This is a genomic window from Oceanobacillus picturae, assembly GCF_000612865.1.
Lineage (GTDB): Bacteria > Bacillota > Bacilli > Bacillales > Amphibacillaceae > Oceanobacillus_B > Oceanobacillus_B jordanicus.
On record NZ_CCAX010000001.1, the window covers coordinates 144,499 to 163,233 of the forward strand.

17 protein-coding genes and 2 tRNA genes are annotated in these 18,735 nt (G+C 38.0%); 16 read left to right on the forward strand and 3 right to left on the reverse strand.

The window, feature by feature from the left end; genetic code table 11:
- The first annotated feature begins 64 nt into the window (after positions 1-64).
- Both BN988_RS00720 and BN988_RS00725 read left to right on the forward strand, forming a co-directional pair.
- A tRNA-Gly gene (locus tag BN988_RS00720) sits at positions 65-138 on the forward strand.
- A gap of 9 nt (positions 139-147) precedes the next feature.
- A tRNA-Arg gene (locus tag BN988_RS00725) sits at positions 148-221 on the forward strand.
- 95 nt (positions 222-316) lie between these two features.
- Here the strand turns inward: BN988_RS00725 and BN988_RS00730 are convergent.
- A complete protein-coding gene (locus BN988_RS00730) occupies positions 317-1,072 on the reverse strand; it encodes a MerR family transcriptional regulator (protein WP_036572229.1) in 756 nt (251 codons plus the stop codon).
- 84 nt (positions 1,073-1,156) lie between these two features.
- Between BN988_RS00730 and BN988_RS00735 the strand changes: the two genes are divergently transcribed.
- On the forward strand, positions 1,157-1,846 hold the full coding sequence (locus BN988_RS00735) for a CPBP family intramembrane glutamic endopeptidase (protein WP_036572231.1): 690 nt from the start codon (positions 1,157-1,159) through the stop codon (positions 1,844-1,846).
- Positions 1,847-1,959: 113 nt separating this feature from the next.
- Here BN988_RS00735 and BN988_RS18245 read toward each other — a convergent pair whose 3' ends face one another.
- Positions 1,960-2,286 carry a hypothetical protein gene (locus BN988_RS18245; RefSeq protein WP_051557594.1) on the reverse strand — a complete coding sequence of 109 codons (327 nt, stop codon included), beginning with the start codon at positions 2,284-2,286 and terminating at the stop codon, positions 1,960-1,962.
- Between the two features lie 463 nt (positions 2,287-2,749).
- Between BN988_RS18245 and BN988_RS00745 the strand changes: the two genes are divergently transcribed.
- The 8 genes from BN988_RS00745 (at position 2,750) to BN988_RS00780 (ending at position 13,042) form a co-directional block, all read left to right on the forward strand.
- Positions 2,750-3,736 (forward strand): tetratricopeptide repeat protein, encoded by a 987-nt coding sequence (locus BN988_RS00745; protein WP_036572232.1) that lies wholly within the window; start codon positions 2,750-2,752, stop codon positions 3,734-3,736.
- 145 nt (positions 3,737-3,881) lie between these two features.
- Positions 3,882-5,168 (forward strand): trigger factor, encoded by a 1,287-nt coding sequence (tig, locus tag BN988_RS00750; RefSeq protein WP_036572234.1) that lies wholly within the window; start codon positions 3,882-3,884, stop codon positions 5,166-5,168.
- Positions 5,169-5,514: 346 nt separating this feature from the next.
- Positions 5,515-6,792, forward strand: a complete 1,278-nt coding sequence (gene clpX / locus BN988_RS00755) for an ATP-dependent protease ATP-binding subunit ClpX (RefSeq protein ID WP_036572235.1) — start codon at positions 5,515-5,517, stop codon at positions 6,790-6,792.
- 327 nt (positions 6,793-7,119) lie between these two features.
- Positions 7,120-9,453 carry an endopeptidase La gene (lon, locus tag BN988_RS00760; RefSeq protein WP_036572237.1) on the forward strand — a complete coding sequence of 778 codons (2,334 nt, stop codon included), beginning with the start codon at positions 7,120-7,122 and terminating at the stop codon, positions 9,451-9,453.
- Entirely contained in the window at positions 9,440-10,021 is a 582-nt protein-coding gene (gene yihA, locus BN988_RS00765; protein ID WP_036572238.1) for a ribosome biogenesis GTP-binding protein YihA/YsxC, read from the forward strand. The genes lon and yihA overlap by 14 nt, the downstream gene beginning before the upstream one ends.
- Before the next feature lie 476 nt (positions 10,022-10,497).
- Positions 10,498-11,310 (forward strand): transporter substrate-binding domain-containing protein, encoded by an 813-nt coding sequence (locus BN988_RS00770; RefSeq protein ID WP_036572239.1) that lies wholly within the window; start codon positions 10,498-10,500, stop codon positions 11,308-11,310.
- Positions 11,311-11,617: 307 nt separating this feature from the next.
- A complete protein-coding gene (locus tag BN988_RS00775; protein ID WP_036572241.1) occupies positions 11,618-12,286 on the forward strand; it encodes an amino acid ABC transporter permease in 669 nt (222 codons plus the stop codon).
- A gap of 15 nt (positions 12,287-12,301) precedes the next feature.
- Positions 12,302-13,042 carry an amino acid ABC transporter ATP-binding protein gene (locus BN988_RS00780; protein WP_036572243.1) on the forward strand — a complete coding sequence of 247 codons (741 nt, stop codon included), beginning with the start codon at positions 12,302-12,304 and terminating at the stop codon, positions 13,040-13,042.
- Positions 13,043-13,087: 45 nt separating this feature from the next.
- Here the strand turns inward: BN988_RS00780 and BN988_RS00785 are convergent, their stop codons facing one another.
- Positions 13,088-13,570, reverse strand: coding sequence for a LiaI-LiaF-like domain-containing protein (locus BN988_RS00785; protein WP_036572245.1), 483 nt, complete (start codon positions 13,568-13,570; stop codon positions 13,088-13,090).
- A gap of 228 nt (positions 13,571-13,798) precedes the next feature.
- Here BN988_RS00785 and hemA point away from each other — a divergent pair, with 228 nt between their 5' ends.
- The 5 genes from hemA to hemB are packed head-to-tail and all read left to right on the forward strand — an operon-like array spanning position 13,799 to position 18,707.
- Positions 13,799-15,169, forward strand: coding sequence for a glutamyl-tRNA reductase (gene hemA / locus BN988_RS00790; RefSeq protein ID WP_036572247.1), 1,371 nt, complete (start codon positions 13,799-13,801; stop codon positions 15,167-15,169).
- 18 nt (positions 15,170-15,187) lie between these two features.
- Positions 15,188-16,006, forward strand: coding sequence for a cytochrome C assembly family protein (locus BN988_RS00795; protein WP_036572249.1), 819 nt, complete (start codon positions 15,188-15,190; stop codon positions 16,004-16,006).
- 21 nt (positions 16,007-16,027) lie between these two features.
- Positions 16,028-16,957, forward strand: a complete 930-nt coding sequence (gene hemC, locus BN988_RS00800) for a hydroxymethylbilane synthase (protein ID WP_036572250.1) — start codon at positions 16,028-16,030, stop codon at positions 16,955-16,957.
- A complete protein-coding gene (locus tag BN988_RS00805) occupies positions 16,957-17,718 on the forward strand; it encodes a uroporphyrinogen-III synthase (RefSeq protein WP_036572251.1) in 762 nt (253 codons plus the stop codon). The genes hemC and BN988_RS00805 overlap by 1 nt, the downstream gene beginning before the upstream one ends.
- Before the next feature lie 5 nt (positions 17,719-17,723).
- Positions 17,724-18,707 carry a porphobilinogen synthase gene (gene hemB, locus BN988_RS00810; RefSeq protein WP_036572252.1) on the forward strand — a complete coding sequence of 328 codons (984 nt, stop codon included), beginning with the start codon at positions 17,724-17,726 and terminating at the stop codon, positions 18,705-18,707.
- The last annotated feature ends 28 nt before the right edge of the window (positions 18,708-18,735 follow it).

The following is an 18,735-nucleotide window of genomic DNA, read 5'->3' on the forward strand; positions in this document are numbered from 1 at the left end:
TGTAGAGGCAGTAAAGATCTATTTATAAAACGTGTTATAATGAAAACACAATTGCATATTCTATGCGGGTGTAGTTTAGTGGTAAAACCTCAGCCTTCCAAGCTGATGATGAGGGTTCGATTCCCTTCACCCGCTCCATACATACTTGTCCCAGTAGCTCAGCAGGATAGAGCAACAGCCTTCTAAGCTGTGGGTCGCAGGTTCGAATCCTGCCTGGGACGTCTCCAAAAACCTTGCAAACACTTCGTTTGTAAGGTTTTTTTATATTCTACTTCTATGTATTTAAAAAGCCCTCTGGCAATCTGGGCTTCTTACACTAAGCTCTCACCTTATTATATTGTTCTATCGCTTCATCCAAATATTCTAGGATGCTTTCATCGACTGCATATAATTTCATTGCCTGTGAATCTTCTTTTGATTTTCTAGCCTCCCAAAATTTTCTTTCCAAATCACTATTTCCATTAAACATTTCTTTCGATAAGAGTAACGTATCTTCCGCTATAATTTGAGCTTCAACGGAGCTAGGGGAGTTTCCTGTATTCATACTTAATTCAATTCTTCTTATTAAATTAATCCACTTTTTAATATTGGATGAATCTGACTCCATTTTGGGGAGGTTATTTTCCAAAATTTCTTTTTCTTCCTCAACAAATAATTTAGCCATTATCTTCTTTTTATTTTCATTGCTAGAGTCAGGATCTTTGGAAACAAGAGGTAAAAGTCGCTCCCATGGTATGGAGCCTTCCAGCTTAATTGTATTAATAAGCGAATTTGTGTAGGCTAAGGCCTTCTTTAAATCTTCTATATTTGTAAGAAGCTGTTCCTTGTGGATTTCCACAATTTGTTCTATTGAGACTTGATTTATCATTTTTTTTATATTATCCAAAGACATAGAGGTTGATTTTAGTAGCAGAACTTTTTGGAGAAGTAGAATATCTTCTTCTGTGTAGCATCGCTTACCATTTTGATCTTTAACATGTGGTACTACTAAGCCAATGCTATCGTAATAACGAATTGTTCGTTTAGTTATGTTTAGTTTTTTTGCAACTTCACCGGTAGAAAAATATTTCATACAAAATTCCCCTTTTATCCTTGCAGGTTACGTAGCGTAATCTTTTATTCTAAATATACCATATTATATTTGGAGGAATCAGAATTGAAACATTTTTTTGAAGCAAAATGGACATCTAAGGAACTTATCATTTTACTGATACTTACTTTTTTAATTGTACCTTTCGCGTTAGAAGGACTATTACAAGAGCTATTAAGCAGCATTTTCCATAGTAATCTATATGCCGGTACGTTAACAGGATTGATTATGGCGATTGTTTTTACTACTGCTGTGTATGTGGTGGCTTTAAGGCCATTTAATTATAGTTGGCGAGAAATAGGGATTCATTCCTTTAAGGAGGATTACTGGAAATGGATATTTGTTTGGCTACTAATCTTAATTGCAACGAGTATCGCGCTTGTAAGCATAATGGACTTATTTGGTATAGGTACTGATAATGATAAAACAGAATCCTTAAAACAAAATATAAACTGGATAAACATAACGGTTGGCTTTGTCTCAGCCGCAATAATTTCTCCCATGTATGAAGAGATGTTTTATAGAGGATTTCTTTATAAGTGGTTTAGAGTTAAATGGGGGTTAGTACCTGGCCTCTTCTTTAGCTCCATAATATTTACGCTTGTTCACATACCTACGTATAATACGTTGCCTGTCAATTTTATTTCCGGTTTAATTTTCGCTTGGACTTACGAAAAAACAAATTCTATTATACCTGGTATGATTATTCATGGAACTTTTAACGGGATAGCGGTTATTCTAACTACTATAGCTTAATATATTTCGTTCGCCATCGTTCGTTTAAAATGTCTATTAAATTGAATGAAAAAAGAGCCTGCTCTTTTTAATAAAGAAAGCAGACTCTGCTCCATTTCATATAACACAATAAATTAACTTCTGTGTTTTTTATTACGTTGGTTTACACCGAGTACATTATTTCTATTATTACTGCACCTTCTTCTAGGTTGTTGTTCAGCTTCTTCGGCTTCTGCATCAACTTCTTCATTCTCACTATTAGCTCTAACATCACAACCGTTGACATAAACTTTTACAATATTATAGTTATTGTTCTTGTTTTTTAGATCATTCTCATTGTCATTCTCGTTGTCAACGTCGATATCGCTGTCAAAATCTACATCTGCATGCGCTTTAGCAAAGTAATATTCTTGGTTTCCATTCTGATCAAAGCTTCTGTTCTGACTTCTTCTTTTTCCCATTGTATTTCCCTCCTTTTATCTTGATAATGTATCTTATTCTAAAAGTGATAGTTTGGAATGGCAGTTTGCTCAAGTCAATCGTCTGTTTTTAGTAGAGGAGATAGTTTAAAGTTTAGTGGCTTTTGAAGGCGCGGTTCAAGATGGGTTATAGCAAACATTAAGTATCTGTGTTAAACTTTCTAGAAAAATGATTAAATTATATAACACTTACTATTTCGGCATGTTGACTTAGATTCATGTTATAATTACATAGCTTAGTTTTACATAGTATACGGTGGTCTGTAAGTGATTTGCGCTTATACATAGGTCTTACTTAAAAAGTTGTTAATTTAAAGAAACAGGCCAAAATCTCTTTTATTGGATTTGAAATTCTTTATAAAGAGGTTTATTTATACAAAATCAGGGTATGTATCTCTATTGACTGATTAATAATAGAATAAATACGTTGGAAAGGAGGAAATTGATGCAGCAGCATACAGAAAAAGAGAATGTTATTCTCTTCCCAAAGTGGAAAGATGTATTGGAAGAAGAGAGTGTGCAGGCTCTTAAAGATAAAAGGTATGAAGAGGCGCTTTCGAAGTTGGACAAATTGCTAAGCTACCACATAAGATCCCATGAGATAATAATTGGCAAGCTGATTTGTCTAATGGAATTAGACCGACATACTGAAGCACAAGAGATATGTGAGGAATTACTTACAGAGAAAGATGAGCATTATTATCATTACGTACATATTTATTTGACCATTTTATTTCAGACGAACCAATATGAATTGTTAATGGAGCAAGTGGATTATGAATTTGAAATGGGTGATGTTCCATCGCCATTAGAAGAACAATTTCAACAGTTATACACAATGAGCAGTAAGATGAAAGCAGATTTAACCGTGGAGACGTCAAGCTCTCAACTGAATGGTCTCGTTCAAGCCGCCGAGGAAGAGGATCATCAGGAGCAGTGGAGAATTGTAGAAAGTTTACGGCAAATGTCCGCACTACCAACTAAAACAATTCCACCGATGCTTGCTAATGAAAAAGTACACCCTGTAGTCAAAACGGTAATCATGCAATGGTTAGCGGAATCAGATTATAACCAAGAGGTAAGCATACATAAGTTTGGAAGGGAGCGCATCGTAACACCTTCCGAGTTAGAAAAGCTTGATGATATTGCGATATTGCATCAAGCCCGAAGTTTATTGGAAGAAACCGAGCAGAAAAACCCTACGTTATTTGATATGCTAGAAAAATTGTTATTTCGTTTCTTGTATGTACATTATCCAATACTCCCCCCTTCAGAGGAAGTATTCCAACTTGCTGAGGCAATAAAGCATGTTGGTCAGGAATACCTAGGTATACATATGGAAGAGGAGTCACCGCAATCTGAGAAAATGCAACAGTTTAGCGAAGAGGTTATGCTATGTGACTCCCTATACTTAAGCATTATTGAAGAGTAGTAGAAGCTGGGCTTGAAATGCTTGAAAGGCATAGTAATTATGTTATAATAAGATGGTTGTAAATTTAGATCATTATATAAGTAGTTATCATAATGAACGTGTAAAATGATTGGAAACAATAGATTTGATTTTGGAGGGAAATTTTATGTCAGTAAAATGGGAAAAACAAGAAGGAAATGAAGGGGTTCTTACTTTTGAAGTCTCCGCAGAAACGTTTGATAAAGGATTAGATCAAGCTTTTAAAAAGGTTTCCAAGGATGTTCAAATTCCTGGATTCCGCAAAGGGAAAATTCCGCGTAAAATCTTTGAAAATCGCTTTGGTGTAGAAGCTTTATATCAAGATGCTGTCGACATTGTTCTACCAGAAGCTTATATCAGTGCAGTAGAAGAAGCAGAAATCGATCCAGTAGCACAGCCGGAAATTGATATTGAAACAATTGAACAAGGCCAGCCACTTGTTTTCACTGCTAAAGTGACAGTTAAACCAGAAGTGACACTAGGTGAATACAAAGGTCTTGAGGTAGAAGAACAGTCTGTTGAAGTAACAGATGAAGATGTTAACCATGAATTGGAGCATCAACGTCAGCATCACGCAGAACTAATTGTAAAAGAAGAAGGTAGCGTAGAAGAAGGCGATACTGTTGTTATGGACTTTGAAGGCTTCCTAGACGGAGAAGCTTTTGAAGGTGGAAAAGGTGAAAACCATTCACTAGAAATTGGTTCCGGGCAATTCATCCCAGGATTTGAAGAGCAATTAGTTGGAAAAACTCCAGGTGAAGAAACAGAAATTGAAGTTACATTCCCTGAAGATTACCACGCTGAAGAACTTGCAGGTAAAAAAGCTACATTTAAAGTAAAATTAAATGAAGTAAAAGCAAAAGAACTTCCAGAGCTTGATGATGAATTCGCTAAAGATGTAGACGAAGAAGTAGAAACGCTTGAAGAATTGAAGAGCAAGAAAAAAGAAGAACTTGAAGCTCAAAGAAAACAAGATGCTGAAAATCAAACAAGAGAAACATTAATTGAAAAAGCTTCAGAAAATGCTCAGGTTGAGATTCCTGAAGCAATGGTGAACACAGAGCTTGATCAAATGGTTAAAGAATTTGAACAGCGTCTACAAATGCAAGGGATGACAATGGAAATGTATTCTCAGTTTTCCGGTCAAGATGAGAGTGCTTTAAAAGAACAAATGAAAGAAGATGCTGAAAAACGCGTCAAAACAAACCTTACACTGGAAGCTATTGTCAACGAGGAAAACCTTGAGGTTACCGAAGAAGACGTAGAGGCAGAGCTTGAAAAAATGGCGTCTATGTACGGAACTGAATTGGATCAGTTGAAACAAATGCTTGGCGGAAATACTGACGCTGTAAAAGGCGACCTTAAAATGCGCAAAGCAATTGAATTTCTTGTTGAGAACAGTAAAACTGTCTAATACAAACAAATTTGTTTAGACTCAGTTAGATAAGGTAAATACTAAAACAAGGTGCAGAGAAGTCGCACCTTGTTTTCTCATATTACTTTCCATTTGTTATCTTAGCCCCTAGGCTAAAAAATATGATGGAATATCTGTTTTAATTAAAATACTTAATTTTAGAAAGTTACATATAGTATAAGTAGTATGATTTGACTTTTACGGATTATTATCCATAATTAGATTATGCTATTGTTATGAAAGTGTATCGCTTTGTATTTTAAATTTGATCTGATATGATGACTATGAAAGTTGAATCCTGAAAATTCCATTCAGGTGGAGATTTAAACTTTTAGGGGTGAAATTAATGTTTAAGTTTAATGAAGAAAAAGGACAACTGAAATGTTCGTTTTGTGGAAAGAGTCAAGAACAAGTACGTAAGCTAGTTGCCGGACCAGGCGTTTATATATGTGATGAATGTATTGAGCTTTGCACGGAAATTGTGGAAGAGGAATTAGGTACAGAGGAAGATACTGAACTGAAAGAAATTCCAAAGCCAAAAGAGATCTGTGAGATACTAGATGACTACGTAATTGGACAGGACAAAGCAAAGAAAAACCTTTCAGTTGCGGTATATAACCACTACAAACGGATCAATTCCCCAAAAGCCACTGGTGATGATGTGGAATTGTCTAAAAGTAATATTTCAATGATTGGCCCAACTGGTAGCGGGAAAACACTTCTTGCTCAAACGTTGGCAAGAATCATTAATGTACCGTTTGCAATGGCGGATGCTACCTCTCTAACTGAAGCAGGTTATGTAGGAGAAGATGTTGAGAATATCCTACTTAAACTGATCCAGGCAGCGGATTACGATGTAGAAAAAGCAGAAAAAGGCATCATTTATATTGATGAAATTGATAAAGTTGCACGTAAGTCTGAAAATCCGTCTATTACAAGAGACGTTTCTGGTGAAGGGGTACAGCAAGCGCTATTGAAAATTCTAGAAGGAACTGTAGCGAGTGTACCACCACAAGGAGGCCGTAAGCATCCACATCAAGAATTCATTCAAATCGATACAACAAATATTTTGTTTATCGTTGGTGGAGCATTTGATGGTATCGACCAGGTAATTAAACGTCGTCTTGGTAAAAAAGTCATTGGGTTCGGCTCAAATGAGAAGCAACAGGATTTTGAAATGGGTGAACTACTTTCTAAAGTGCTGCCAGAAGATCTACTTCGTTACGGTTTAATTCCTGAATTTATCGGTCGTATTCCTGTAATTGGTAGCTTGACACCATTAGATGAAGAAGCACTTGTAGAAATTCTGACCAAACCTAAAAATGCGTTGGTAAAACAATACGAAAAACTATTCTCAATTGATAATGTTGAATTAGAAATTGAGGAAGAAGCATTAAAAGAAATTGCTAAGAAAGCAATAGAGCGAAAAACAGGGGCCCGTGGTCTAAGGTCCATTATTGAAGGAATTATGCTTGATGTGATGTTTGAATTGCCTTCAAGAGATGATATTGAAAAATGTGTTATTACGAAAGACACCGTATTGGAAGAGAATGGCAGTCCTAAACTTATCTTCCGCGATGGAACCGTCAAAGAAGGAAATAAAGAGCCTAAAGAAAGTGCCTAAGCCTTTCTAAAGCATATTGCTGTTTTACAAAGATACGGAACGGGTAGCACAAGACTGTCTTGAGTGATTTAGTTGCCAAGACAGTCTTTTTTTGCATCTTTGGCTAGAGTTGTAAGCATCCATTTCGCACATACTAATCCCAAATATTCCCCATTTATTCCGAGGTTATTTTTCTGATTAGGTTGAGTTGTTGAAGGGAATGCTACAATTAAACAAGATGTATAGCGTTTCACGTTTACAAATGGTTCAGCTTTATATAAACTTTAAGAACACATAGAAGAATTTAAACTTATATAATACATATTAACGAAATACGGAGGTCGTTTCATGACTAAAGAGACAATACAACTCCCTCTCCTGCCTTTGCGTGGGTTACTGGTTTTTCCATCAATGGTAATACATTTGGATGTAGGAAGGGATAAATCCATTGCTGCACTCGAGCAAGCAATGATGGGGGACCAAACCATTTTTCTTGTTGCACAGAGGAAGGTAAGTATGGATGAACCGGAACCTCAAGATATCTATTCCATCGGGACTATGGCAGTAGTAAAGCAAATGTTAAAACTTCCTAATGGCACAATGCGTGTGTTGGTTGAAGGTTTACACCGAGGTGAGATCATTCGTTACACAGAAGATAGTGGTGATGCATTTCAGGTAGAGATCGAGAAACGAGAAGATATACACGGTGACTCGAACGAAGAGGAAGCACTTATGCGCTCTTTATTAGGGCTTTTTGAACAATATGTATCCGTTTCTCGAAAAGTTAATAAAGAAACCTATGCAACGGTTGCAGATATAGATGAACCTTCAAGGCTAGCTGATCTCATTACCTCGCATTTATCTCTAAAAATAAAAGAAAAACAGGAATTGCTGGAAACACAGAATGTCATAGCAAGACTCAAATATCTTATTAAACTTATCACAAACGAAAAGAAGGTACTTGATCTTGAGAAGAAAATTGGGCAACGAGTAAAGACTTCAATGGAAAAAACGCAAAAAGAATATTACTTACGCGAACAGATGAAGGCGATCCAGAAGGAACTTGGAGAGAAAGACGGTAAAACAGGGGAAGTTGGACAGTTAAAAGATAAAATAACGAATTCCGATATGCCCGATAATATTATGGAGGTTGCACTCAAAGAATTAGACCGTTATGAGAAAGTACCACAAAGCTCTGCGGAAAGTTCTGTTATTAGAAATTATTTAGAATGGCTAATTGCATTACCTTGGACACAACAGTCTGAAGATACTATTGAAATAAACAAGGCTGAGGATATCCTTAATACTGATCACTATGGGCTAGATAAAGTGAAGGAACGAATATTGGAATATCTTGCTGTTCAAAAATTAACCAATTCTATTAAGGGACCGATCCTTTGTCTTGTAGGCCCTCCTGGTGTGGGGAAGACATCACTGGCAAAATCGATTGCGCGGTCTATTAATCGAAACTTTGTACGTATATCTCTAGGTGGGGTTAGGGACGAGGCTGAGATTCGAGGACACCGCCGAACCTATATTGGTGCAATGCCAGGACGGATTATCCAAGGGATGAAAAAAGCAAAGACAACAAACCCTGTCTTTCTTTTAGATGAAATTGATAAAATGTCTAATGATTTCCGTGGGGATCCCTCATCCGCAATGCTTGAAGTATTGGACCCTGAACAAAACAGTAACTTCAGTGATCATTTTATTGAAGAAACTTATGATTTGTCGAACGTATTATTTGTTGCGACCGCAAATTATGTGAATAATATTCCAGGTCCATTGCTGGATCGGATGGAGCTTATTTCTATTGCCGGTTACACAGAAGTGGAAAAGTTGCATATTGCGAAAGAACATTTATTACCAAAGCAACTAAGAGAAAACGGGCTTAAGAAAAGCACCCTGCAAATGAGAGATGAAGCGTTATTAAAATTAATACGTAGATACACACGTGAAGCTGGAGTTAGAAATTTAGAAAGACAGCTTGCGACAATTTGCAGAAAAGCTGCAAGGATCATAATATCTGAAGAGAAAAAGCGCGTCATTATTACCGAGAAAAGTCTTGAAGAGCTGCTGGGCAAACCTATTTATCGTTATGGCCTAAGGGAACAAGAAGATCAAGTAGGCACGGCGACAGGTCTGGCATATACCGCAGCTGGTGGAGACATACTTTCTATTGAAGTATCCCACTATCCTGGTAAAGGAAAGCTAACACTTACTGGGAAGCTTGGTGATGTCATGCAGGAGTCTGCACAAGCAGCATTTAGTTATATACGTTCAAGAGCCACAGAACTTAAAATAGCGCCTGATTTTTATGAAAAATACGATATTCATATCCACGTACCTGAGGGCGCTACACCAAAAGATGGACCATCAGCAGGGATTACGATGGCTACCGCCCTAGTTTCGGCACTAACAGGGCGTGCAGTAAAGAAAGAGGTCGGGATGACCGGGGAAATTACGCTACGTGGAAGGGTTCTTCCAATCGGTGGACTGAAGGAAAAATCTTTAAGTGCACATCGTGCAGGGATAACGACAATTATTATTCCGGCTGAAAATGAAAAAGATATAGAGGATATTCCGGAGAGCGTGCGAAATGAATTAACCTTTATCAAAGTTTCACACTTAGATGAGGTACTAAAGTATGCACTGGTGGAGGAGAAAAATGAAAGTAAATAATGCAGAAATTGTAATTAGCGCAGTAAGTCAAAAGCAATATCCAGGTGATCGCCTGCCGGAGATTGCATTGGCTGGAAGATCGAATGTTGGAAAATCTTCCTTCATAAATAAGCTTATTAATAGGAAAAACCTTGCCAGAACCTCATCCAAGCCTGGGAAGACACAAACCCTCAATTTCTATAAAATAAATGAAGTATTTTATTTTGTAGATGTCCCTGGGTATGGTTATGCCAAAGTCTCTAAAAAGGAGAGGGAAAAGTGGGGCGTCATGATGGAGGAGTATTTCGAAACACGCGAAACACTTAAAGCCGTATTGTTAATAACGGATGTCCGGCATGAACCAACGAACGATGATATCCAAATGTACCACTTTCTAAAGCATTATGACCTGCGTGTTATTATTGTTGCTACAAAGCTTGATAAGGTACCTAAAAACAAACGTGCCAGCCATGTAAAAAGGACAAAGAAGGCATTAGAAATGGACGAAGAGGACCATCTCCTGCCGTTCTCCTCAGAAACAGGGGAAGGGAAAGAAGAAGCGTGGAGATTGCTAAGCCAATATATCTAACCTTGCTTTAGAATATTTTCGTCTTAATATAAGCTCTTCGATGTACTTAAGTTCCCTTCTATATATGCAATTTGCTAAATCAAATTATATACAGTCAGGCACCAGTCAAAACGATTTGAATGGTGTTTGGCTTTTTTATTAGGTAAAAATGTCTTGTCGTACGCATGGAATTTACTACATAGCTAAGTTAATAGGCAAGGAAAATGGGATTCTCTTGAAAAAATAGACTTTTTTAAAATTTTTAAGAATTTAGGAGTATTGACGAGTTAATACGGGTATATATAAGAAGGAGAGAGGTAATTACACCATATTTAAATTATTTATACATACATGTGGTGAAATGGGAAGATAGGAGGTTGGTAGTAAGAAGCGTAGATTGCTATAATTTTACTTATCGGTGCGCGACAATAGAGCGAGTACAAGCGTGTATCCGGAATAAAAACAACGTAGCATATTAAAGAGAGGAAGATTAACGGATGAAAAGACTGAATATTGCGATTTTTTCTGCTTTAATTCTTTTATTATTGGCAGCGTGCGGATCAGAAGAGGGTAGTACAAACGCCGATTCAAGTGAAGCAGAAGCAGGTGGGGAATATAATCTGATAAAAGATGGCAAGCTTACATTTGCTGCTTCGGGAGAGTTTAAGCCTTTTAGTTATATGGAAGGCAGTGAGATGGTTGGATATGATATCGCAGTCGGGGAAGCCATTGCTGAAAAACTAGGATTAGAACCTGTTCAGCAAAAAGCTAAGTTCTCGGGTATTGTTACAGGTGTAAATGAGGGACGTTACGATATCGCGGTAGCTAGTCATACTATTACGGACGAACGGAAAGAGCAGGTTAATTTCACTGAACCATATTATTATTCAGGTCCGGTTATTTATACACGTCCTGATAGTGATATAACTTCGGCGGATGACCTTAAAGGCAAGGAGATATCCGTGTCACGAGGTTCTTCTTATGTATCCATCGCAGAGGAATATACGGATAATATTCCCCAAGTTGACAGTGATGTAGTAGCACTACAATCATTAGCAAGTGGTCACCATGATGCTGTAATCACGGATGATATAACAGGTATCACGGCAATTGAAAATGGGCTGGAGATTGAAAATCGTGGCCAACTTGGTGTGAGTAATCAAGCTATTGCCGTTAACAAAGAAAATGAAGAACTGCTTAATGCAATTGATGAAGCGCTTCAGGAGATGAAAGATAGCGGTGAACTTGCAGAGCTAGCTGAAGAGTGGATCGGTGAAGACATTACAGAAGAACCAGAAACAACGGAATAAAGAGAAAGAGGTCGGGACATAACAAAAAGGTTTAGTCAAAAGGCGGATGATAGCTAGAATAAGCGTAAGAAATATACGGAGACTCCTTGAAAATCAAAAAACGATTTTCTGCGTGCGATGTAAAGCTGTCGAAGTCTTCCTTGTCCTATGGGAGGAAGGCCTAGGCGAGACCCCGGAATGCGGAGCATCCGGAGGCTCACCAGCCGCCCATGGAAAGCGGAGTATATTTCTGAAGCGGTTCTTCATTTGCATTTATCTTTTGCTTAAATACTTTTGTCCCGTCCTCTTTGTACGAATAAGGAGATGAATGTTGTTGTCGTCAATCTTAAGTTTCTTCGATATATTTATAGATAGCTTTGATGTATTTTTAGATGGGCTTTGGATTACATTTAAATTATCAATCGCCTCACTACTTATTGCTTGTGTAATCGGTCTATTCTTTGCTATTTTAAAAATTTCTAACATTAAAATTTTACAATGGATTGCAGATGCGTATATTTGGATCGTTCGTGGTACTCCGTTAATTGTTCAAATCTTTATTTTGTATTATGGACTTACGGATATTTTCCTAATGCCGATGTTTTGGGCGGGGGTAGCAGGTCTGGCATTTCATAGTGGAGCATACATTGCAGAGATCATCCGAGGGGCCATTCAGTCTATTGATAAAGGGCAGTTGGAAGCAGGTCGTTCTTTAGGAATGACGAGTGGACTGACGATGCGTAGAATTATCCTTCCCCAGGCTTTTCGCCGGGCAGTTCCATCTCTAGGCAACCAATTTATTATTGGAATAAAAGATTCTTCGCTTATTTCCTTCATTGGAATGCAGGATCTTTTTGGTGTGGCAAGTACAATGGGTTCAAATACCTTTGACTACCTTCCGTATTTCATTACGGTAGCCATCTATTACCTGTTCATTGTCTTAATTCTTACATTAATAGTAAATAAAGTTGAAAAGAAATTAGCGCAGAGCGATTGATTCAGGAGGTAAACGATGAGTGAAGTAAGAGAAATGATTCGAGTAGAGAAGCTTAATAAATCCTTTGGCGATTTACACGTACTGAAGGACATAGATATGACAGTTAACGAAAGTGATGTTGTTGTATTAGTTGGGGCTAGTGGTTCAGGAAAAAGTACATTATTGCGCTGCTTAAATTTCCTCGAAATCAAAAATAGTGGGACTATAACGATTGAGTCAGAAAGGGTGGAGAAAGAAACCCACAACTTAAACAAGATCAGAGAAAAGGTTGGAATGGTATTTCAGCATTTTAACTTATTTCCTCATAAAACGGTTCTCGGTAATGTAACAGAAGCACCTATACAGGTGAAAGGGCTTAGTCGACAGCAGGCAGAAAAGGAAGGGAAAGAGCTGTTGGATAAAGTGGGCCTTGGTGACAAATATAATGTTTACCCGTCAACATTGTCAGGAGGGCAAAAGCAACGTGTGGCGATTGCTCGAGCACTTGCCATGAAGCCTGATGTAATGTTGTTTGATGAGCCTACTTCTGCACTAGATCCTGAGCTAGTAGGAGAAGTGCTTGCTACCATGAAAGAGCTTGCGGTGGAAGGAATGACAATGGTTGTTGTAACACATGAAATGGGCTTTGCCCGAGAGGTTGGGGATTGGGTGGTATACATGCACGATGGTAAAATTGTGGAAACTGGCAATCCATCTGATTTATTTGATCGCCCACAGGAGGAGCGGACAAAAGCATTTTTAAGCTCCATCTTATAAAGAAGTTAAAACAAGGGGGAAATCAGCTAACAAGGCTGATTTCCCCTATTTCCTTTTCATAAGTAAATACAATCCAATTAAAATTAATACAACTGGCCAAAATTGTTCAAGTGTATCAATCACCTGATAAACCCAGTCGAGCCAAGGGGGGAGTGATACAGAGAATATAAGCAGGATAGAAACGGCAGTAAGAATAACCCCAGGGAAAAGCCCTTGTTTGACCTTTGTCCGTCTAACAAGGAAGGCAATCCCAATAATTAGAGGATATACTGCCCAATGATCTATCCAAAAATCATAATGCTGTATGCCGTGCAAATGAATGCCGATACCAAGTAAAATCGAGCCACTGAATAGATTATGATAGCTTTTGGAAGTATAACTATGTATAAGAAGAGCTAAACCGATAATAATGATAATGGTCTGCCATGAATAGAAATCGGTTATAATCGGAAGTTTTAATTGACGCAATAAGAAAAAGATACCGATTCCTATTAGTATATATGCTGGAAGTGCGTTTTGTTTTTTCACTATTTCACAAACCTTTCCTCATATAGGTTGATTTCTTGCCTATTCAATCTTATTTATGATACAGTACATTCGTACTAATTCATATACGTTATATCCTAACACATTGTTTCAGAATCTGTTCACATTTCTCTGCAATGTGACTGGATACACATGTTATAATATAGTTAATATGTCGAAAGCCATGGCACGAAGTTGGACTGGCTTGAAAGTTTTATGGGGGTAGATGTGATGCATATACTGAAGGTTGGGTTTAACTACAAAACAGCCCCAGTCGAAATTAGGGAAAACCTTACTTTTTCCGAGGATGCACTCTCTGATGCAATGGTAAAGTTAAATGAGCAAAAGAGTGTGTTGGAAAATGTTATTGTTTCCACCTGTAATCGTACGGAAATTTATGCTGTAGTGGATCAAGTCCATACAGGACGTTATTATATTAAAAAATTCATGACTGATTGGTTTGATATTGATAAAGCAGAACTTTCCACCTATTTGCGAATTGCTGAGGATGATGCTGCTATTGAACAGTTATTCCGTGTCACAACAGGCCTCGATTCCATGGTCGTTGGAGAGACGCAAATCCTTGGGCAAGTGAAGCATGCCTTTTTAACTTCCCAAGAGGGCGATACAACGGGAACTGTGTTAAATGAACTGTTCAAGCAAGCGATCACATTTGGTAAACGGGCGCAAAAAGATACAGCTATAGGACAAAACGCTGTATCTGTTAGCTATGCTGCAGTCGAGCTAGCAAAGAAAATTTTTGGTGATTTGCAGAACAAGCATGTAGCAATTCTTGGTGCTGGGAAAATGGGTGAACTTGCTGCCAAAAACCTGCAAGGTTCTGGAGCAACGGAAATTACAGTATTAAATAGAACATTGGAAAAAGCAGAATTGTTAGCAAAAAAATTCGCAGCAAAAGCGGTTCCGTTAAATGGGCTATCAAATGTCCTACTTGATGCTGATATACTAATTACGTCAACAGGTTCTGATGATGTTGTATTGACTAAGAGTATGCTTGCTCCAATTCAGAAAAAGCGCAAAGGCAGTCCGTTATTTTTAGTGGACATTGCGGTCCCAAGAGATTTGGATCCTGCGATAAGTGAATTGGACAATGTATTCCTGTATGATATTGATGATTTACAACATATTGTGGATGAAAACCTTGCTTCAAGAAAAGCAGCAGCGGAGCAGATTGAGATAATGATTGAAGGGGAAATTGTTACTTTTAAGGAATGGTTAAAAACGCTTGGTGTTGTTCCTATTATTTCCGCACTGCGCCAAAAAGCTCTTTCTATTCAAGCTGAAACGGTACAAAGCATTGAGCGGAAGATCCCTGACCTAACAGAGAGGGAGAGAAAAGTAATTAACAAACATACCAAAAGCATCATTAATCAGCTTTTAAAGCAGCCAGTTACACAAGCAAAAGAAATGGCTGGAAATGACAAAGCAAAAGAATCATTGGATCTGTTTGTGGAGATATTTGGAATAGAGGATGAGTTACAGGAAGAACTTGCGAAACAGGTAAAAAAAAATAGTACTTCCAAAAAAATAAATAAGAACGAAGTATCCTTTCCAATGCTGGACAGTATGACAACCATTTGATGAAAGGATTTTCAGATGATGTTTGAACTGAAATGGGTTTATGAATTCATTTTAATTATTTATGGACTAAGTTTGATTGGGTACTTTATTGATTTCATCCAGAACAACCGGAAGGCAAATAAAACAGCTTTCTGGTTGCTTTGTATGGTATGGGTTATTCAAACGTTATTCTTGCTGTTTGAAGTCATTTTAGAACATAATTTACCAATTTTCACGTTTACAGACAGTCTTTTCTTTTATTCTTGGGTGCTTCTTACATTATCGCTTATCGTAAATGCATTATTTACGATTCACTTTATTTTGTTTTTCATTAATTTATTTAGTTTCTTTATTCTATTACTCTATATTTCCACAAAAGCTCAAGAAACTTTCGCAACAGGCGGAGTGCGAATAGTAGATGAAATGCTTGTGGCCCATATCTCCCTGGCTATTTTATCTTACGGTTTCTTCACGCTTTCCTTTTTCTGCTCACTAATGTATATTGCGCAATATCGAATACTGAAGGAGAAGAAAGGTTTAAAATGGATATGGCGTTTAGGAGATTTAAAAATGCTGGATCGGTATGCGCTACTAGCCATCACAATCGGAGTGCCTTTGTTATTAATTGCCATCACGCTAGGCGTTGTTTGGGCTTATGTGTCCAGCTCAGAGTTTTATTGGTTTGATCTAAAAACAGCGGGATCCATTCTCGTATTGCTCGTCTATATTGTATATCTTTTATTACGTGTAGGCCGTGGATATAATGGGAAGCGCATTGCAATATATAATTCTGCCGCATTTCTGATGTTATTGGTAAACTTCTTTTTATTTAGTGTACTTTCAAATTTTCACTTTTAACGATCATATAGGAGGATATTTATGCGAAAAATCGTAGTTGGTTCAAGGAAAAGTAATCTTGCGCTTACGCAAACAAATTGGGTGATTGATCAATTAAAGAAAGCGGGCGTACGGAATGAGTTTGAAGTAAAGAAAATTGTAACGAAGGGTGATCGCATTCTCGATGTTACGCTATCTAAAGTTGGAGGAAAAGGGCTTTTTGTAAAAGAAATCGAGCAGGCAATGTATGACAAAGAAATTGACTTTGCTGTACATAGTATGAAAGATATGCCATCAAGCATGCCAGAGGGGCTGACAATCTCTTCTATACCAGTTCGTGAAGATCACCGTGATGCTTTTATTTCAAAAGGAAATGTTGCCCTAAAGGATCTTCCAGAGGGTGCCATCATCGGAACAAGTAGTTTAAGGCGGGCTGCGCAAATGCTTGCTGAACGGCCAGACGTATCAATCAAATGGATTCGCGGGAATATTGAAACGCGAATTCGGAAATTGCAGGAAGAAGACTATGATGCCATTATTCTGGCTGTTTCTGGTTTGAAACGGGTTGGTTTGAGTGAAGAACTTATTACAGAATACCTTGAGCCGGATGTTTGTGTACCAGCAGTTGGACAAGGGGCACTCGCTATTGAATGCCGAGAAGATGATCAAGAACTGCATACACTTCTAGATCTAATTAATGATCAATATACAACAATAACGGTAACAGCAGAAAGAACCTTCCTTCATTTATTAGAAGGTGGTTGCCAAGTTCCGATTGGCGGATATGCATACTTGGATAAGGAAGAGATAGTACTGACAGCACTCGTAGGAACACCAGACGGTAAAACTATCTTGAAAGAGGTTGTACGAGGAACAGATCCTTATAAAGTTGGGGAAGAAGCTGCACGTCTACTTGCCGACCAAGGGGCTAAAGAAATAGTGGAGAGGGTAAAAGAGGAGCTGGACAGCTAATGTCTTTTTCCCTTATGCAAAAAAACATCTTGGTTACAAGGGGAGCTGAACAGGCGAATCTCTTTGCCGATAAAATTACCCAACACGGGGGTAATCCGGTGGTCGTTCCTCTGTTAGAAATCGTGTGTAAGGAAACAGATTTTACTTGGGAAGTATTGAGAAACCTATCTCAGTATGACTGGATTTTGTTTACAAGCGCTAATGGAGTTGATTGTTTTTTTGAGTTAAGGAAAAAGCTAGAGAACTCTTCTTCTATTTCCGCCAAAATTGCCACAGTAGGGGAAAAAACGAGTAGTGCTTTGAAGCGATATGGGTATGAGGAAAACTTTGCACCAGAAACATATAATGCGAACTCAATGGCAAGCGATTTTTTAAAGAGATTTCCTGCCCCTGGTAAATTATTACTCATCCGGGGCAATCGTTCCAGGAAGGTGTTACCCGAGAAATTTCGTCAAGCTGGGTTGGATTTTGATATGCTGGAGGTGTATGATACACATTTCAGTTATGAAAGAAAACCTCAGCTTATTGAAGCCGTTACTAAGAATAATTTAGACTATGTTAGCTTTACTAGCCCTTCAACCGTAGAAGCTTTTTGTGAAATGGTGGAGAATATACCAGATATCATCCCCTGTGTTTGTATAGGGAGCACAACGAGTCAAAGGGCAAGAGAGCTTGGGTTTCAATATATTTTAACACCAACTAAATTTACCATTGATGGAATGATACAAAGCATAAGTGATCACATTTTAAGGAAGGGATAGATAATATGTCAAATACATCTGAGTTTAAACGACATCGCAGGCTACGTAGTTCTGCTTCCATGCGTTCATTAGTAAGGGAGACAACATTAAGCACCGATGATTTTATATACCCTTTATTTATATTAGAAGGAACAAATATTAAAAACGAGGTTCCTTCCATGCCTGGGGTTTTTCAGGTAACACTCGATCGTCTAGAAGAAGAACTTAAGGAGATCCATGAGTTAGGAATTAAAGCAATTATGTTGTTTGGTGTACCGAACGAAAAGGATGAAGAAGGAACAGGCGCATTTATTGCGGAAGGAATTGTACAACAAGCTACGAGAAAGGTAAAAACAGGGTATCCTGACATCCTCGTTGTAGCAGATACATGTCTTTGTGAATACACGTCCCATGGCCATTGTGGTCTAATCCATAATCATGATGTTGACAACGATGCATCTCTTCCACTGTTAGCGAAAACAGCAGTTTCACAAGCTGAAGCAGGTGCAGATATCATTGCACCCTCTAACATGATGGATGGTTTTGTAACTGTAATTCGTCATGCGTTGGACGAAGCGGGCTATACAAATATCCCAATCATGTCTTATGCCGTAAAATATGCTTCAGCATTTTATGGCCCATTCCGTGATGCTGCGGACAGTACGCCGCAATTTGGGGACCGTAAAACGTACCAAATGGATCCTGCAAACCGCCAGGAAGCATTGAGAGAAGCTGAATCAGACGTTGCAGAAGGTGCAGACTTTTTAATCGTGAAACCTGCCCTTTCTTATTTAGATATTGTGCGTGATGTTAAAAACAATACGAACGTTCCTGTAGTGGCTTATAATGTAAGTGGGGAGTATTCCATGGTAAAAGCAGCTGCTTTAAATGGCTGGATTAATGAAAAAGAGCTTGTGATGGAAAAATTAACTTCTATGAAACGTGCAGGCGCAGACTTAATTATCACATACTTTGCAAAAGATGTAGCGAAATGGTTGAATGAAAAGTAAGAGCCTACCTGCGGGACAGGATAAAATT

Excerpts from the sequence above, each read along its gene's own strand:
- BN988_RS00770 (WP_036572239.1), top strand. The coding sequence starts at position 10,498 with ATGAAAAGACTGAATATTGCGATTTTTTCTGCTTTAATTCTTTTATTA.
- BN988_RS00805 (WP_036572251.1), top strand. The coding sequence starts at position 16,957 with ATGTCTTTTTCCCTTATGCAAAAAAACATCTTGGTTACAAGGGGAGCT.
- hemA (WP_036572247.1), top strand. The coding sequence starts at position 13,799 with ATGCATATACTGAAGGTTGGGTTTAACTACAAAACAGCCCCAGTCGAA.
- yihA (WP_036572238.1), top strand. The coding sequence starts at position 9,440 with ATGAAAGTAAATAATGCAGAAATTGTAATTAGCGCAGTAAGTCAAAAG.
- hemB (WP_036572252.1), top strand. The coding sequence starts at position 17,724 with ATGTCAAATACATCTGAGTTTAAACGACATCGCAGGCTACGTAGTTCT.
- clpX (WP_036572235.1), top strand. The coding sequence starts at position 5,515 with ATGTTTAAGTTTAATGAAGAAAAAGGACAACTGAAATGTTCGTTTTGT.
- hemC (WP_036572250.1), top strand. The coding sequence starts at position 16,028 with ATGCGAAAAATCGTAGTTGGTTCAAGGAAAAGTAATCTTGCGCTTACG.
- BN988_RS00775 (WP_036572241.1), top strand. The coding sequence starts at position 11,618 with ATGTTGTTGTCGTCAATCTTAAGTTTCTTCGATATATTTATAGATAGC.
- BN988_RS00745 (WP_036572232.1), top strand. The coding sequence starts at position 2,750 with ATGCAGCAGCATACAGAAAAAGAGAATGTTATTCTCTTCCCAAAGTGG.
- BN988_RS18245 (WP_051557594.1), bottom strand. The coding sequence starts at position 2,286 with ATGGGAAAAAGAAGAAGTCAGAACAGAAGCTTTGATCAGAATGGAAAC.
- lon (WP_036572237.1), top strand. The coding sequence starts at position 7,120 with ATGACTAAAGAGACAATACAACTCCCTCTCCTGCCTTTGCGTGGGTTA.
- BN988_RS00795 (WP_036572249.1), top strand. The coding sequence starts at position 15,188 with ATGTTTGAACTGAAATGGGTTTATGAATTCATTTTAATTATTTATGGA.
- BN988_RS00780 (WP_036572243.1), top strand. The coding sequence starts at position 12,302 with ATGAGTGAAGTAAGAGAAATGATTCGAGTAGAGAAGCTTAATAAATCC.
- tig (WP_036572234.1), top strand. The coding sequence starts at position 3,882 with ATGTCAGTAAAATGGGAAAAACAAGAAGGAAATGAAGGGGTTCTTACT.
- BN988_RS00730 (WP_036572229.1), bottom strand. The coding sequence starts at position 1,072 with ATGAAATATTTTTCTACCGGTGAAGTTGCAAAAAAACTAAACATAACT.